General features: G+C 38.8%; 11 protein-coding genes. All 11 read right to left on the bottom strand.

The genetic code is table 11. The annotated features are described in order from the left end of the window. Positions 1–6 precede the first annotated feature (6 nt). Complete coding sequence (locus ABWV72_RS13285; protein WP_353371075.1) at positions 7–2250, bottom strand: class I SAM-dependent methyltransferase; 2244 nt, start codon at positions 2248–2250, stop codon at positions 7–9. A 43-nt stretch (positions 2251–2293) separates the two neighbouring features. Continuing rightward, complete coding sequence (locus ABWV72_RS13280) at positions 2294–4597, bottom strand: HAD family hydrolase (protein ID WP_353371073.1); 2304 nt, start codon at positions 4595–4597, stop codon at positions 2294–2296. 107 nt (positions 4598–4704) lie between these two features. Next, on the bottom strand, positions 4705–5616 hold the full coding sequence (locus ABWV72_RS13275; RefSeq protein ID WP_353371071.1) for a nucleoside-diphosphate sugar epimerase/dehydratase: 912 nt from the start codon (positions 5614–5616) through the stop codon (positions 4705–4707). Next, entirely contained in the window at positions 5616–6710 is a 1095-nt protein-coding gene (locus ABWV72_RS13270; RefSeq protein ID WP_353371069.1) for a phosphonoacetaldehyde reductase, read from the bottom strand. The genes ABWV72_RS13275 and ABWV72_RS13270 overlap by 1 nt, the downstream gene beginning before the upstream one ends. Then, positions 6707–7834, bottom strand: coding sequence for a phosphonopyruvate decarboxylase (gene aepY, locus ABWV72_RS13265; protein ID WP_353371067.1), 1128 nt, complete (start codon positions 7832–7834; stop codon positions 6707–6709). The genes ABWV72_RS13270 and aepY overlap by 4 nt, the downstream gene beginning before the upstream one ends. Continuing rightward, positions 7834–9135, bottom strand: a complete 1302-nt coding sequence (gene aepX / locus ABWV72_RS13260) for a phosphoenolpyruvate mutase (protein WP_353371065.1) — start codon at positions 9133–9135, stop codon at positions 7834–7836. Before aepX ends, aepY begins: the two co-directional genes overlap by 1 nt. 121 nt (positions 9136–9256) lie before the next feature. Then, entirely contained in the window at positions 9257–10432 is a 1176-nt protein-coding gene (locus ABWV72_RS13255) for an acyl-CoA reductase (protein WP_353371063.1), read from the bottom strand. Beyond that, positions 10429–11535 carry a LuxE/PaaK family acyltransferase gene (locus ABWV72_RS13250; RefSeq protein WP_353371061.1) on the bottom strand — a complete coding sequence of 369 codons (1107 nt, stop codon included), beginning with the start codon at positions 11533–11535 and terminating at the stop codon, positions 10429–10431. Before ABWV72_RS13250 ends, ABWV72_RS13255 begins: the two co-directional genes overlap by 4 nt. Continuing rightward, a complete protein-coding gene (locus tag ABWV72_RS13245) occupies positions 11532–12947 on the bottom strand; it encodes an AMP-binding protein (RefSeq protein WP_353371059.1) in 1416 nt (471 codons plus the stop codon). The genes ABWV72_RS13250 and ABWV72_RS13245 overlap by 4 nt, the downstream gene beginning before the upstream one ends. Before the next feature lie 3 nt (positions 12948–12950). Further along, entirely contained in the window at positions 12951–13691 is a 741-nt protein-coding gene (locus tag ABWV72_RS13240; RefSeq protein ID WP_216048263.1) for an SDR family NAD(P)-dependent oxidoreductase, read from the bottom strand. Then, complete coding sequence (locus ABWV72_RS13235; RefSeq protein ID WP_353371056.1) at positions 13669–13914, bottom strand: acyl carrier protein; 246 nt, start codon at positions 13912–13914, stop codon at positions 13669–13671. The genes ABWV72_RS13240 and ABWV72_RS13235 overlap by 23 nt, the downstream gene beginning before the upstream one ends. Between the last annotated feature and the right edge of the window lies 1 nt (position 13915).

Genomic DNA, 13915 nt, shown 5'->3' with positions numbered 1-13915 from the left:
TATTACTCATGCTACATATACACACTGGATCGATGCTGGAATTGACTCTGCGATTTTATCTGATGAACCGACAGACGTTAAAACAAGTAAATCAATTTTCATAACGTCAATCTGATCAGGTTTAATGACGGGCTTTTCTAGATAAAACTGACCAAAACTAGTGTTAGTATCAACAAAACCTGCAACTTCAATTTGCTTACTTGTGAGCTGTTTAAACACCTCTTTTGCTACTATACCTGTACCCCAGATATACAATGTCGAGAATTCATTACAGTCTATTACCTTTATTACTAATTTATTAACTAACGATTTAGCCACTAAAAGCATTTCGTTTTGTTCTGTCAATTCATCAGATGAACGGTATTTTTGAAGTAAATTAAACAGTCCAAATCGTTTATTATTTTCTAACTTCTCAGCTTGCCTCAAAATACTCGGTATTCTTGCTCCACTATCAATTGAAATTAGAACTTGATTAAGTAATGCCCCAGCATCATGTAAGTCAGCCATTTCGGGCCACAAAAAAGCAGCGACTAGGTCTTCACCTGAAGCGGTCACTTGCTGGAATTTGGAATTCGCTTCAAAAATTAGCTTTTTGCCCGAGACTAAATGTTGTCGCGCTATCTCTTTATCATGTTGATACAGCGCGATTTTAGCCAGATAATATTCACTTTCAATGGATTTTATACACAATATCGGGCAAAAAGAGTTGCAATCTTCGGCCAACAATTTCACAAAGAATTGTTTAGCTTCTTTGAACGATCCTACCTCATATAATTGTTTTGCCAATAAAAAAGACAACGAGATAAACCAACGTAGTGTGAAGGGATTTTGTCTTATCTGATTGCTATTTTTTGACATTAGTATCGTTTTAACCTCAGAAATCCACTGACTAGTAGTATCAATGTCCTTCGAATCTAATGCATAACCTTGTACCGTTCTGAGCATCAAAGTGTCACAATCGGTGACGCTCAGCAGCTTGCTAACATATTGATTTCGTATCTTTTGATCTTCTATGCGTTGACCTACTTGTACGATTTGACGATGAAGCCAAGGATTATCATATCCATTTTCAAAGTCCAAATACTTAGGCAAGTTTTCCATACTGTATTCGGGATTTTCGTAACTTACACGTTGTTGATCCTGCCAAAGTGGATGAGTTAAATCTGGTGTGGCGACAATGATTAACCATTCAGTGTCATTTTCGTTTTTATCGACGTCTATTTTCTCAAATTTCCGGGGCGCCTTGGGTAATTTAAATCCACCCGGCGCAGATTGATGGTAACGGGCTTCAATGACAAAACCATAATCTAAAAATAATGCTTTAAACTTCTGCCAATCAAACTCATGGAAATGGTATGGATTGGGATCTTTACCTGTTTCATCAACCCATAAATACGGCACGCTAGCAATGACGCGACCGTCGGGTTTTAAACTTTTCAAGCACAATTTAAAAAATGAATGGTAATCTTTGACATGCTCAATGGTTTCAAAAGAGGTAATTAAATCAAATTCACATATATCTGTATTTGCATACTCATCAATATCGAGTACTGCATAATTGAGGTGTTCATTACCGTAAATTTGATTTGCATAAGATATACTATCCTCACAAATATCCACAGCTTGAACGAAGCGTGCAGATTCATTTGAGGCTAACAAATAACTTCCATATCCTAGTCCGCAGGCGCAATCCAGTACTTTATCTCCCGGCCGAATATAAGTTTGTGCAAATACATAGCGATATACGTGGGCGTCAGAGCGACAACTAAATTCCCTTAACATATCCATATGCAAATCTCGCTCTTTTAGCAGATTCGACATCTGAACTAGATTGTGTCCTGTGTGCTTTATTTTTCTAAAAGTAGTTGTAGCAAAAGGTCTAGAATCAGTCAGTAAATGGTATTTTCTAGTAAACCATTCACTAGCTTCCAAATGAAACCCAGCTGTGTACAACAAATTTTCAATATTTTTCTGGCGATATTTGGTATCTTTGTCAGCTACGACTGTAATAAACAGTTCGTGGTTATTTTCAAATCGATAAAGTGTATTAATTAAATCAATAATCATAGTTGTATCTTGGACTGGAGATAAAATGTGACCGCATGAAATTGATTTATGTTCCAAACGAATAAGGACATCATCTGAATAATTTTCACTTAGTGCATTGGCATTAGCACTATCAAAAACACCAAAACTCAATGCTCCGTTCAATGGGGTGAGTGGCAGGTGAAGATCATTAGATAATTTCATTTTATAATTCCCACATAGTCTCAAATTTGTTGTCACAATAGACCTACAGACTAATTAGTTCTATCGACTCACAACCATAATCAGAAGATTGTTGATAAATATTTTTCGCAATCTCTTCTTTGAACCTCATAGAACAAATTACGATTTTTTTGCATTCTGATTTGATCGCCTGCTCAAGTGAAATAACTGAATAACCTAGAAACTCATAAGTACCGACTAATTCCGCTTTTCGGTCAATTACTTTTTCAATCTCAATGACACTTTTATCAAGATAAGGATATAATTTTTCAAAAAACTCACCAGCACCATAAACGCTAAAACGAGTCCATCCACTAGTCTTAATTCGATCTGCTAATTCGATTACATCATTATCAGTATCCATAGACACTAATCCATGCTGTTTTTGCATAAATTTAGGGGAAATAAAATTAAGAATTGCCTGTGGCCAATGAATATATGTGGCTTTCCATTTGGTATAGCGACTAAACTCCAAAAACGTATTTTCAACTCCAATCTGTTTCACTTCATCAATTTGATCCTCGGATATCACAGGGTATTTGTCATTAGAACCAAAATTATCTTGATGATAAACTTTTGTATAAAGCAAGGATTCATCAAGGGTTGGAAACTGAATGAAGCGTAACAATAAAGCAATGCTGTCTGAAGAATCGATGAAGCCAAATCCTAATTCATAGTGATGCTGAAAGTATTGTTTGCACCCTGACAAAAAGGCTTTGGCAAAGCCAGAGTTTAAAGCTAGTTTTTCTTCTAAAATAGGGGTGCCAGCATTGTCATCAGAGTAGCCTAAAGTGGTGCCACAATCACCGACCAAAAATGCTTCAATACACTCCGGAGATCTCGCGAGCAGCTTCCTAAAATTGTCCATATCATTGTCGGCATTGATAAAACTTTGATATAGGGTGTCTTTTGTATACCGATAAATTCTCTCAGAGGAATAAAAAAGTAAGTTAGCCGAGCAATGTTGCCCTAGTATGTTTTGAATTTGATTTTGTATCGTGCCGCCATTGCCAAAATCAACTACGACACATTCTTTATAAGGTGTAGAAATATGTGAATCGTAGTATCTAACAAACCTAGCTTTTTGTTCACTAATGTAGTTTTTAACATGGTCAGCGTTTTCATAAGCTAACGTCCTAAGGACCTTTAATAAATTTTCACCTTTATAAAAGAGGCTATCTGCATGTTTAACGTAGCTAGTTTGAAATGTAGCGTGTAACTCGTCTACAGGAATAAAAAAATCTCTATAAAAATCGTCTACTGAATAACCTCGTCTAGCAACTAGCAATTCCAGTACATCATCAATCCAATGTTCTGCATCACAATCAATAGAAGGCCAAAATGTGGATTTACGGGAAGCATAAAGTCGCTGAACTGAAACCCCCAAGATACCTCTTTGTTCTAACCTTTTTAAAATAAGAGGCACATACACTTCTGCTTCTCTCATTAAACATAAAATGGTTGTGCTTTCTACTTCTAGTGTTTTATCTATCACCCAGTCAGCAAATGAAAATAAGCTTGGTGCCCACACAAGTGCACCAACCTCAAAAGCACTGCGCTCTTCGCTAGATTCAAATGGGTCGAGTAGGTGCGTAGAAGCTAACCTTCTAACGGCGTTAAATTTAGGTTTTTTTAAAAAAAGCGATTGCTCGGTTTTTAAAATATCTGCGATATTTAGCTGTGGGGATGCATGTATCGCATGCAGCCCAATACTCTTTGGAGAACTAACATCAGATATAGCATGATCGCCGATATGCAACCATGAATCATATTCAGCAGTTAAATTCTCTTTTACGAATTTGAACAATTGCCCTGTCGCTTTATTTGCCCGATATTCTGAGGAAACGTATAATGGCACGGCCTTAGAAAATTTAGAACGTTTAAAAAATACCTCATGAATTTGCGTTTTACTCAAGTACATATCAGACAAAAATAAAACCTGAATTCCTCGATCGCTCAAAGACTCAGCAAGAGTTAACATTGGTTGATATAAAAATGAAAAATCAGATTCTGTGGTTAGCTCACTTTCCAGCAAAGTGCTTTTTATTGATTGAGAAAAAGGTAAAAAATCATAAATTTCTTCTAAAGTCACCTCCCTGCTAACCGACTCGCTTTTTGCTTTTTTCTCGGCCAAAACCCGCAATTCTTGAAATTCTTTATCTTGCAATGGTAACCCAAGTTTATCTTTTACTCTTGCATATGAAAGTGAAAAGACATCTGCAGGTTTAGATAGTTTTCTAAAAATCAAAGTGTCGAACAAATCAAAAGAGACGATTTTTATATCGTGATTTTCGATATACGAATCAATATCTGAAATTAGTCTAGACATTAAGCACTACCTATCAATGTTGTTGTATTCATTTAATATTGAATACACTTTTATATTTAAATAAGAATCTATATGCATACTTGTTAGAGTCGATACGTTTTATTCGTTTACTCTTTAGAAATAGTCTGCAGGGTTCTTTTCTCTGCCTTGATATCAGCAAAACTAACCTCTTGTAGGTGAGCATAATCTGTCAACTTGATATCTTTTTTCGGGGTTTCCCAATCACCATACTGAAATGTTAGATAAGCTTGATAATCAGCAGGCACTTGAACTTTTTCTCCCAACCATTGGATAACAGAAAAGTCATTAAAATGATGTTCAGGGGCATACCACATACCCATACTAGGCAAATGGATTGATTTACCATCTTGTTCTTTCCTGAAGGAAATGGACGTGGTAAAAACTAAGAGATCTTCTGAATCAGACGTGAATTTTAATAAAACAGAGGTGGCTAAATCATTACTATCTGTGACTTTTTCAATACGCCAATCTATTTCAGGATTATTCTCAACGAAATTAATCACTAAAAATTCAATTTCTTCAGCGCTATTCTGCGGGGCAGCAAAATCGATATCATCATCCCACGGAATAATATCTTGATCACGAACTAAACCTAATAAAGTACCAAAATCAATGACTAAAGGAATTTTGTTGGCAACAGCTAAGCGACTTAGGCCTTTAATAATTTTTCGACCTAGTAATAAACTATCTTCACAATTAAAGGGTAACTCACTCTTTAATTGATTTTTTACGGGCAAAACAACTTTTTCTTCTGGCACATTAAACTCTTCTATTAATTGCGCCTTAACTGCCATTGCCCATTGGGTGGTAATTACAATTTCGTCGTAGTCTATATCACGCAAAGCTTGTGGTGCATAAACATTTAAATCAAAAATTACACGACCAACTTTGTGAGTATCGTTGTCTAAAATCCCAACAAAATTTCGTTCTTTTCGTGTATTATCGATAAAGTACCCTGCGCCTGGTCCTGCGCCAAATAAAAGAGTTTTGACTTTCATTATGACTTCTCTTCCTCTGCTATTTTTTGGCTACACATTAGTATTTTTGAAATGAGAGCACTATCAACTGGAATAATAAAATTGGCTGTTCGGCTTTGATTAAACTCGAGTTTCGCTAAGTCTTGAACTTCGGTCCAATTAACCATAGGGGCTAACTCTTGATTAAAATCTATGGTTGTTAACAGTCTTGTTATTTTAGGCTTTAAGCTCATCGGTAAATTTAATTCGTGTTCACCAACTACTTCTAATATCGCTAACAAACTAAAACTGCATGCTAAACCGTGGGGCACATCATACTGTATAGTAAGTGGATACGAAATAGCGTGGGCAAGGGCCGTTTTAGTCGTGGATATTGCTAATCCAGCAAGCGTAGCCGCCCGTTGTAATTTTTTTCTCCCATCAATATCAGTTGAATTATTCAACACCCTAGGTAGTGCATCACATATCAACTCAATTGCACAAATGGCAGTCTCTTGGCTTAATTGAGTCTTATTTTTATTCCATAAAGATTCTAAGGAGTGAGACAATGCATCTAACGCAGGATAAAGCGTCTCGGAATAAGGTAAAGTCAGCGTTAAGTTAGGATCTAAAATTGCTGTTGTGGGTGTTATCCCATAGAGGGAATGTTTAGCGTTAACTTCTCCTTCCCAAACCGTTGCAAATGGCGTTACTTCCGCCCCCGTTCCTGACGTTGTAGGAATAGCAATAAGATTAATTTGGCATACTAAATCATTTCGAGTTAATAATTGCCCTAGTGATTGCTTTTTATAACTAACTAGCGCAGCAAACACCTTGGCTGTATCAATCGCACTGCCGCCCCCCAAAGCTACTATGGTAGAAATATCTTCATGGGCGAATGCAGAATAACTGTTTTCCAAAAAGGTTTTTTCAGGATTGGGCGTTACGTCATCAAATACACGCACTCTATTGGCACTAACGGTATCAATAAATTGTGATACTAAGCCTCTTTTAGTAAACCCTCTACTGGTAACCAACAGAATATTCCCAGTAGAAATAAGTTCAGGTAATTGCGCCAAGAAGTCGTTAGTTTCGATGATATTCACATCTGAATATTGTGCGAAAAAAGCTGTCATTTTTCACTGCCAACGTGTTGCATAAAAGCTTCTTTGTTTTCAATGGGGCTGCTGGTTGGCCGACCTAAATCATCTCTTGAACCCTGAGCTATTTTAATCTCAAATAAAACCGGACCAGAATTTGGCGTTAAGCTTGACCAATTAGAAGCAATAGATTCCTCATCTGATGCACAGTAATAAGCCTTATATCCACTGGCTTTAACCAACATTTCCATATCAATCTCACCTGCTACTGTGGGTTGCCCTCCCACTGACTCATGACTCTGATTGTTCAGTACAATGTGCACCAAGTTGCTACTGCAATGTTGCCCTATAATCGGCAAAGCGCCCATATGCATCAACATTGAACCATCACCATCAATTGCAATCACTCTTTTTTCTGGCGCGCCAAGTGCGACGCCCATAGCAATAGAAGAGGTGTGGCCCATGCCACCTACGGTTAGAAAATCAGAGGCCGCTTCATTGCGTTTTTTTCTTAATTCAAATACTTCTCGGGACGTTTTACCTGTAGTCGAAATAACAACATCGTTTGAATCAAATACCTGTAATAACTTAGTCAGCGCATCTTCGCGCTTTAACTGATATAAACTTGGTTTGATTTCAGCAGTGATAGGTTTCCTGAAAGTGTTTTTTCTAACCAGAATAGCAACTGCTCTGTTTTCGTCAGTCATTTGCTTTAATAAGCCGGCTAAAACCAAGTCTATATCCGATTGACTGTCAATAATCACATAGGGAATACCTAAGATTGCTAATTGTTGTTCAGTTACCCTTCCCTGCTTAACATGTTGCGGCTCATCACTGACTCCCGGCTCGCCTCGCCAACCTATGATCAACAACATCGGAATACTATAAACTTCAGGATCGACTAACGAAGCAAGTGGATTTACTGCATTGCCAATGCCTGAGTTTTGCATATAGACTGCTGCAGGAGTGCCGCTGCCTAAATATCGCCCCATAGCAAGTCCAACAGCATTACCTTCATTGGCCGTGATAATATGCTGTTCCTTCGACAAATTTTCGTCGATATAGGCACACAGATTTTTTAAAAGTGAATCAGGGACACCACAATAAAACTCGATACCGAATTTAGTTAGTTGGTCACAAAAACCTTTCGGGTTAATCATTACTTACCACCGGGAATTAACTCTAATATGGTCTTTATTGGCATCATTTTGTCATCAACTTCTGCAGAACGACCATTGGTTAAAATTGACGTAGCGGTATCAACCATCGCCGGATAAGCACTTCGTAACAGCTGATTAGCATAAATAACGATGTTTGCACCTTTGGCTGCTAACTCAGACTCATAAACACTGTTATAGCTAGATGGCACTACAACCAAGGTCTTTTTATTTTTCAGCTGGGCATAACGATCACAAAACGCGAAGATTTCATCCGGCGATTTATTGCGACTATGGATCATGATGCCATCAGCTCCAGCATCTAGGAATGCCTCTGCTCTTTGTATTGCATCATCAATGCCTTTTTCTAATATCAAGCTTTCAATTCTCGCAATGATCATAAAATCATTAGTGGCTTGGGCTTGCTTACCCGCCTGAATTTTCATACTAAAGTTTTCAATGCTGTCTTGGGTTTGAGCTACTTCGGTACCAAATAACGAATTTTTCTTTAAACCCGTTTTGTCCTCAATGATAACCGCCGAAACTCCTAGGCGCTCTAAGGTTTTTACTGTGAAAACGAAATGCTCTGTTTTTCCGCCAGTATCACCATCGTAAATGATAGGCTTAGTTGTAACTTCTAACACTTCATTCAAGGTATTCATCCGCGACGAAACATCAACGGCTTCAATGTCAGGCTTTCCCTTGGCTGTGGAGTCAGTCAAGCTGCTTCCCCACATACCATCAAATTCTTGCGGACCTTTATCTGTGGTGACCTTCACATTTTCAATAATTAATCCCGATAAGGCATTATGAATATCCAAAAAACGTAATAAAGGTTTGGCTGAGAGCAAACGTTTTAGTGATTTCAAACGAATTTGTGGGGTCGTTCCAATTTCTTTCATAGCTTTGTGTAGCGCTGTGGAAGAAATGCCTTGGGCATAAGGAACTTCAACCAACTCACCTTGCCATTGTGCTAAACAATCAATCACACTTTGACGAACTTTTTTCTGAACGCCTTGCTGCCAATCATCACCGTGCACGACATAATTAGGTTTGTACTTTTCTAGGTTAGGAACGTAATCTAGTGTAGTTTGCGGTACAACTCGTGCCACACCTTTGATGTTTTGTATAACTTGCTCTCGTTGCTCAAACGTCATGAAAGGAACACGTTTGTAACTAGCAATCGCTTTATCTGTTAACAGACCAACAGTCACCTCGCCTAATTCAGAGGCCTTTTTAATAATATTCAAATGGCCTGGATGAACTAAATCGGCACTCATTCCCACATAAACTGTTTTAGTCATATCTTTTTACATCTCATTTATTTATATAAAAGGCGATTATTTTCATAGTAGAAAATAAGCTAAATTATTAATACTTTATTGGTTTATTTATTCTATTTCTAACCGTTTTGTGAGGGAAACTTCATTTAACCTCTACTCCCCGTGACAGCATGGTTAACAATTGATAACCATCCCAAGCCGGAGAAAAATCTAATGCTCTGCCTATAGGCACAATTCTATCTATTCCCTGTATCGACGGTTGCTGAGCAAACTTTATCAAGGTCTCTCGCTCAATACCCCAGTAGGTTAATGTTTGCAGCTTAGCACTGCTTGCTGAAGCAAGATCATCCAAGCTGTTGATTGGTAAAAGCAAAAAATAACCACCACCAAGGTGCCAATCTAGCCAATTTTCATCAAACTCGGTGACTGGAATAACACCGATGGCGCTTTGGATGATTGGAGCATCAGCTTTTGCAGTGCTTTTTAATAACTGACTGGTGACTAAGTGATCATTCAAACTATTAATTTTATGTCCACTTTGTTTTGCAACTTGATTTAACTGGCGGAATAATTCGAGCTGCAAAATAGAATCACCTAACCAATAAACCAACCTCGGTGAAGAACAAGCCAATTGGCCATGGGGCTGGGTATCTTGCCAAAGTGACTCGGCCAATTGAGGAATATTTTCAGTGGTTAATTGCTGCCCATTGATCACACAGGCTGAATACCTGTCAGCAAAACTAATATCTCGGCAACGGGGTTTGCATGGCAAGTTACGAATAGCATTCACACTGTCATCGCCACCCCAAATCACTCGAACGTCGCAGATAAGACTTAATTCAGCAGAGTACGCTGAGTGTTTATCATAATGCACAAAAAGATTGTGCTGGCCAATTTGCACAAACTCTGGTTTAGCAAAAAGAAGGTTGAGAATATTCAGCAAGCAATCTTTTATATCACTGCTTTTTGTTGCGACTCGGATAACGTTGTGATTGCCCATCAACAAAGAACAAATCCAGCTGTAAATGAACATGGTATCAACGTTTGAAGGGGTAAAATGCACTACCCAACCAAGAGGTTTTATCACCCCAGTAGGCGAAAGGCTTTGCATCTTTTTCAGGTTGGATTTTCGCAACCAAAACCCTAACGCCACCAGCTCAGGGTAGGTTTTCGCTTCGCTATTTTTTAATAACTCATTAGACAAAGATTCGATAAACGCTAAAACGTTTTCATCAAAACATCGAAAATAGGGAGTATTGTCGTTTATCACATCTAAACTGCCATTCACTGGAGCCAACATATTTAATGGCGACATCATAACTGCGCTCCATGTGTATCGCTGCACCCGCGCACTTCGGTTTTAGGCAAGCGGCCATTAATTGCAAAGTATTTCCCTTTAGCGCCGCAAGAACAGTTATCGACGCCCTTCAAAACACCGAGATCTTCGGTCAATAAACTGTGTCCTGGATAGCTACTTGGCAGTGCAGATAAGACTTGCACTAAACCTTGTTCGCCAATATTGCATTGTTTTAATGTAAAGGGATTGCGGATCAGCACATCGGCAAAGACAGGGGCATGTAAATGCCCTTTTTCACATTCCACAAAGATTGATCCGACCTGCTCCGCCATGCCGTAGAAATTGAAACAGCGTGAAATACCTGTAGTAGCGAATAAGCTTTGTTTAAAAGTGTCATTATCAACTTGCTGATCAATCAGTTTTTTCCATCCACCGCTATGAATTAACACACCTTTGGGCAGAGAAACCCGTTTATCACTTTGTTGTAACGTTTTTAAAAAATAGCGCCACACCATAAAGGTAAAACCAAAAATCAATATCGGTTGCTGAGCGTATTTTTCACAAAATGCCTCAATCACTGGCCAGTTAGGCTGCATGTTTTCGTCTAACGCATAGGTATGATCACGGCCAAAAAATGCCAAACCTTGAATGCCCGCAGCTCGAGCGCTAAATTCCGGTTTTTTTAAAATATCGGGGGAATCAATTATCAGCATGGGCAAACGCTGTTTACCTATAGTCTGCTGGAGAATTTTCACTAGCACCTTACTTTGTCGAGCACTGGTTTGTTTATCTAAATAAATAGTCGCTGGGGTTTGACTCGTTGTGCCAGAGGATTGTAGGGTTTTAAAGACTTCTTTTTCGTTAATACTTTTTAAGTTCAAGTGTTTAAACAAACGCACCGCTAAATAAGGAAGTTCTTCAATACGTTTAGCATCAGCACTGTGCTGTTTAACAATGTTCCTGTATTCGTCGTTTTGTAATTGGTGAAGCTGATGCAATTGATTTAAAACCGGTAACAAAAGCGCTTGTTTTTTATCTTGTTCAAGGGAATATACATCGGCGCTTAGCAGGTCTTCGAACAACCTTAGGTACTCTACAAGGATTGGATTATCAGTATTTTTCATGAGGATTTTTGCAACCCCAATTTAAGCACCGCTTGATAATCTTTTTTACCATTTTCAGTCAGCGGCAAAACATCAAGGTGAATCACTTTTATAACACTCGGGTGTAGATCCAATAGTTGGCTTATCCGCCCTTTTACATCATTTGCAGATTGTTCAATACTCAAAGCGGTTGTGCCAATCACCAGATAATTATCGTTACCTGTAGTTAACCCTGTAATACCCAGTTCTAATAACTTTCTTTCAACTTCATCGAGATCAATTCGTAATCCAAATAATTTTAGAAAGCGGGATTTTCTGCCTGCAATAAAATAATCACCATCTTCATCAAAATACGCTAAATCGCCGGTGGCTAGCCATGCATTTTTAGATTGGTTTAAATCAGCGGATAATGCATTCAATTCGGTAATATTAAGCACATAACCGAGCATTACATTCGGTCCTGTGTAAAACAGTTCACCAACGCTATTGTCCTGCTCGATTATTTGATTTTGCTCATCGACTAATTTAAATCGTCCACCTGGAATAGCACAACCGATTGATTCAGGTTTTTGTAGGACCAGATCTGGATGTAAAAAAGCCATTCGAGGGCTTGCTTCTGTCTGACCATACATCACGAAAAACTGACTTTGATTGTTTTCAGCAAACTCGCCTAAGGTTTTGACTGCATCAACATTAAGCTTGCCACCTGCTTGGGTAAAATAACGTAAATGAGGCAACTTTTTCTGATGGAAGCGCAATCTGAGAAGCATCTCATAAGTAAAAGGAACGCCTGCAAAACTGCTGATTTGATGCTCTTCAAATAACTGCCAATAATCACGACTAACAGGGCTTGCATCCGTAAAAACACAGCAAGCGCCCTTGTTTAAATGGGAATTGATGATAGACAAACCATAAGAATAGAAAAATGGCAGCGAACATAAGGTTTTATCAGATGATTCTATCGGTAAATAGTCACAAATAGCATCAGCGTTAGATTGTAAATTATCCGCACTCAGTGCAACTTGTTTAGCCGTGCCGGTTGAACCAGATGTGGACAATAGTAAGTTCGCCATACAATGGGTCAGCGAGGTTCTATATTGATGATATTGAATAGTAGTTTGTTGCTTGGCTTCACAGCTTATGGTCACCGTTGGAGCAAACTGCTCATACAAATTCTGCAAATCTGAGGCTGCTGTATCTGGACTTAATAACATTGCACAATGGCCCTGTCTAAGCGCGCTTAAATAAGCCACTAAGGTAGACAAACCATTAAAGGCCATAATAAAAATCACACCTTTACGGCGTCCTAAATGATGACTTAAGTCCAACTCTAAACGTAAACAAGCTTGTTCTAGTTCAGCATAGCTAAGTCGCTGTTGTCCTTCGATAGCAGCTGTCTTTGCAGAATATTGGGAAAGCGCATCAAAAAACATGGTTTATAAGCTCAAGCCGCCATCAATACCGATAATTTGACCGGTAATAAATGAGGCATCATCTGACAATAAAAATCTAATTAATTTGGCCACATCTTCAGCTGTACCGGCTCGTTGCAATGAACTAGCGGCAATTAACTCTTGGCGTTTTTGCCCCCCATAAGAAGCAGTCATGGCCGTATCAATAAACCCTGGAGCAACACCGTTCACACGAATACCTAAAGCCCCCAACTCTTTTGATAATGATTTGGTTAAACCTGATAATGCTGCTTTACTCATCGCGTAGGCTGCCTGCCCCGCGCTGCCGTTTTCACCGACGATTGAACAAAGGTTAACAATGCTTCCACTGCGATTCTTTGTCATCAGTCGCATCGCCAACTGGCTGTGGGTAAACGCTGAAACACTATTGACGGCAAATTGCGTTTGCAGCTCAGCTGACCGAGTTAGCATAAACCCACTATCCAACATACTTCCAGCGCAGTTCACTAAGCCGTGTAATTGCCCCGACTCTTTCATGATGCTTGAAAACCCTTGTTTAACGGCACTTTCATCGGTGACATCATAGGCGAGCACTTTGCTGTTAACTAACTGACTCGACAAGGCTTGCAGTTGTTCTTTATCACGCCCAGCCAGATACACAAATGCGCCTTGATTGGCGCATTCAATTGCAGTTGCCCGACCAATACCGCCGCTAGCCCCCGTAATCAATAGTGTTTTTTGATTAAGCATCAAACTCGATTTCATATTTAGCGAGAATTTCTTTTGCCTTAGCCACTGAACTCATATCTATTATATCGTCGGTATCCAACATTACGTTAAATTGGTTTTCCAATTCAGCAATTAAAATCATGTGGGCGGTGGAATCCCACTCTGGAATACTGTTATAGGCTAAGTCGTCACTCACCTTTTCCAAGGATATGGCTAAACTGTCAGCAAATGCTTGTTTTACGAGTTGTTGGTTATTCATG

The organism is Aliiglaciecola sp. NS0011-25 (assembly GCF_040370605.1).
Taxonomy (GTDB): domain Bacteria; phylum Pseudomonadota; class Gammaproteobacteria; order Enterobacterales; family Alteromonadaceae; genus Aliiglaciecola; species Aliiglaciecola lipolytica_A.
The sequence above is the reverse complement of the archived record's forward strand: the minus strand, read 5'-3'. Positions and strand labels throughout refer to the sequence as shown.

Coding starts and splice junctions, on each gene's coding strand:
- ABWV72_RS13235 (WP_353371056.1), bottom strand. CDS start 13,914: ATGAATAACCAACAACTCGTAAAACAAGCATTTGCTGACAGTTTAGCC.
- ABWV72_RS13240 (WP_216048263.1), bottom strand. CDS start 13,691: ATGAAATCGAGTTTGATGCTTAATCAAAAAACACTATTGATTACGGGG.
- ABWV72_RS13280 (WP_353371073.1), bottom strand. CDS start 4,597: ATGTCTAGACTAATTTCAGATATTGATTCGTATATCGAAAATCACGAT.
- ABWV72_RS13245 (WP_353371059.1), bottom strand. CDS start 12,947: ATGTTTTTTGATGCGCTTTCCCAATATTCTGCAAAGACAGCTGCTATC.
- aepY (WP_353371067.1), bottom strand. CDS start 7,834: ATGATTAACCCGAAAGGTTTTTGTGACCAACTAACTAAATTCGGTATC.
- ABWV72_RS13275 (WP_353371071.1), bottom strand. CDS start 5,616: ATGAAAGTCAAAACTCTTTTATTTGGCGCAGGACCAGGCGCAGGGTAC.
- ABWV72_RS13250 (WP_353371061.1), bottom strand. CDS start 11,535: ATGAAAAATACTGATAATCCAATCCTTGTAGAGTACCTAAGGTTGTTC.
- aepX (WP_353371065.1), bottom strand. CDS start 9,135: ATGACTAAAACAGTTTATGTGGGAATGAGTGCCGATTTAGTTCATCCA.
- ABWV72_RS13270 (WP_353371069.1), bottom strand. CDS start 6,710: ATGACAGCTTTTTTCGCACAATATTCAGATGTGAATATCATCGAAACT.
- ABWV72_RS13255 (WP_353371063.1), bottom strand. CDS start 10,432: ATGATGTCGCCATTAAATATGTTGGCTCCAGTGAATGGCAGTTTAGAT.
- ABWV72_RS13285 (WP_353371075.1), bottom strand. CDS start 2,250: ATGAAATTATCTAATGATCTTCACCTGCCACTCACCCCATTGAACGGA.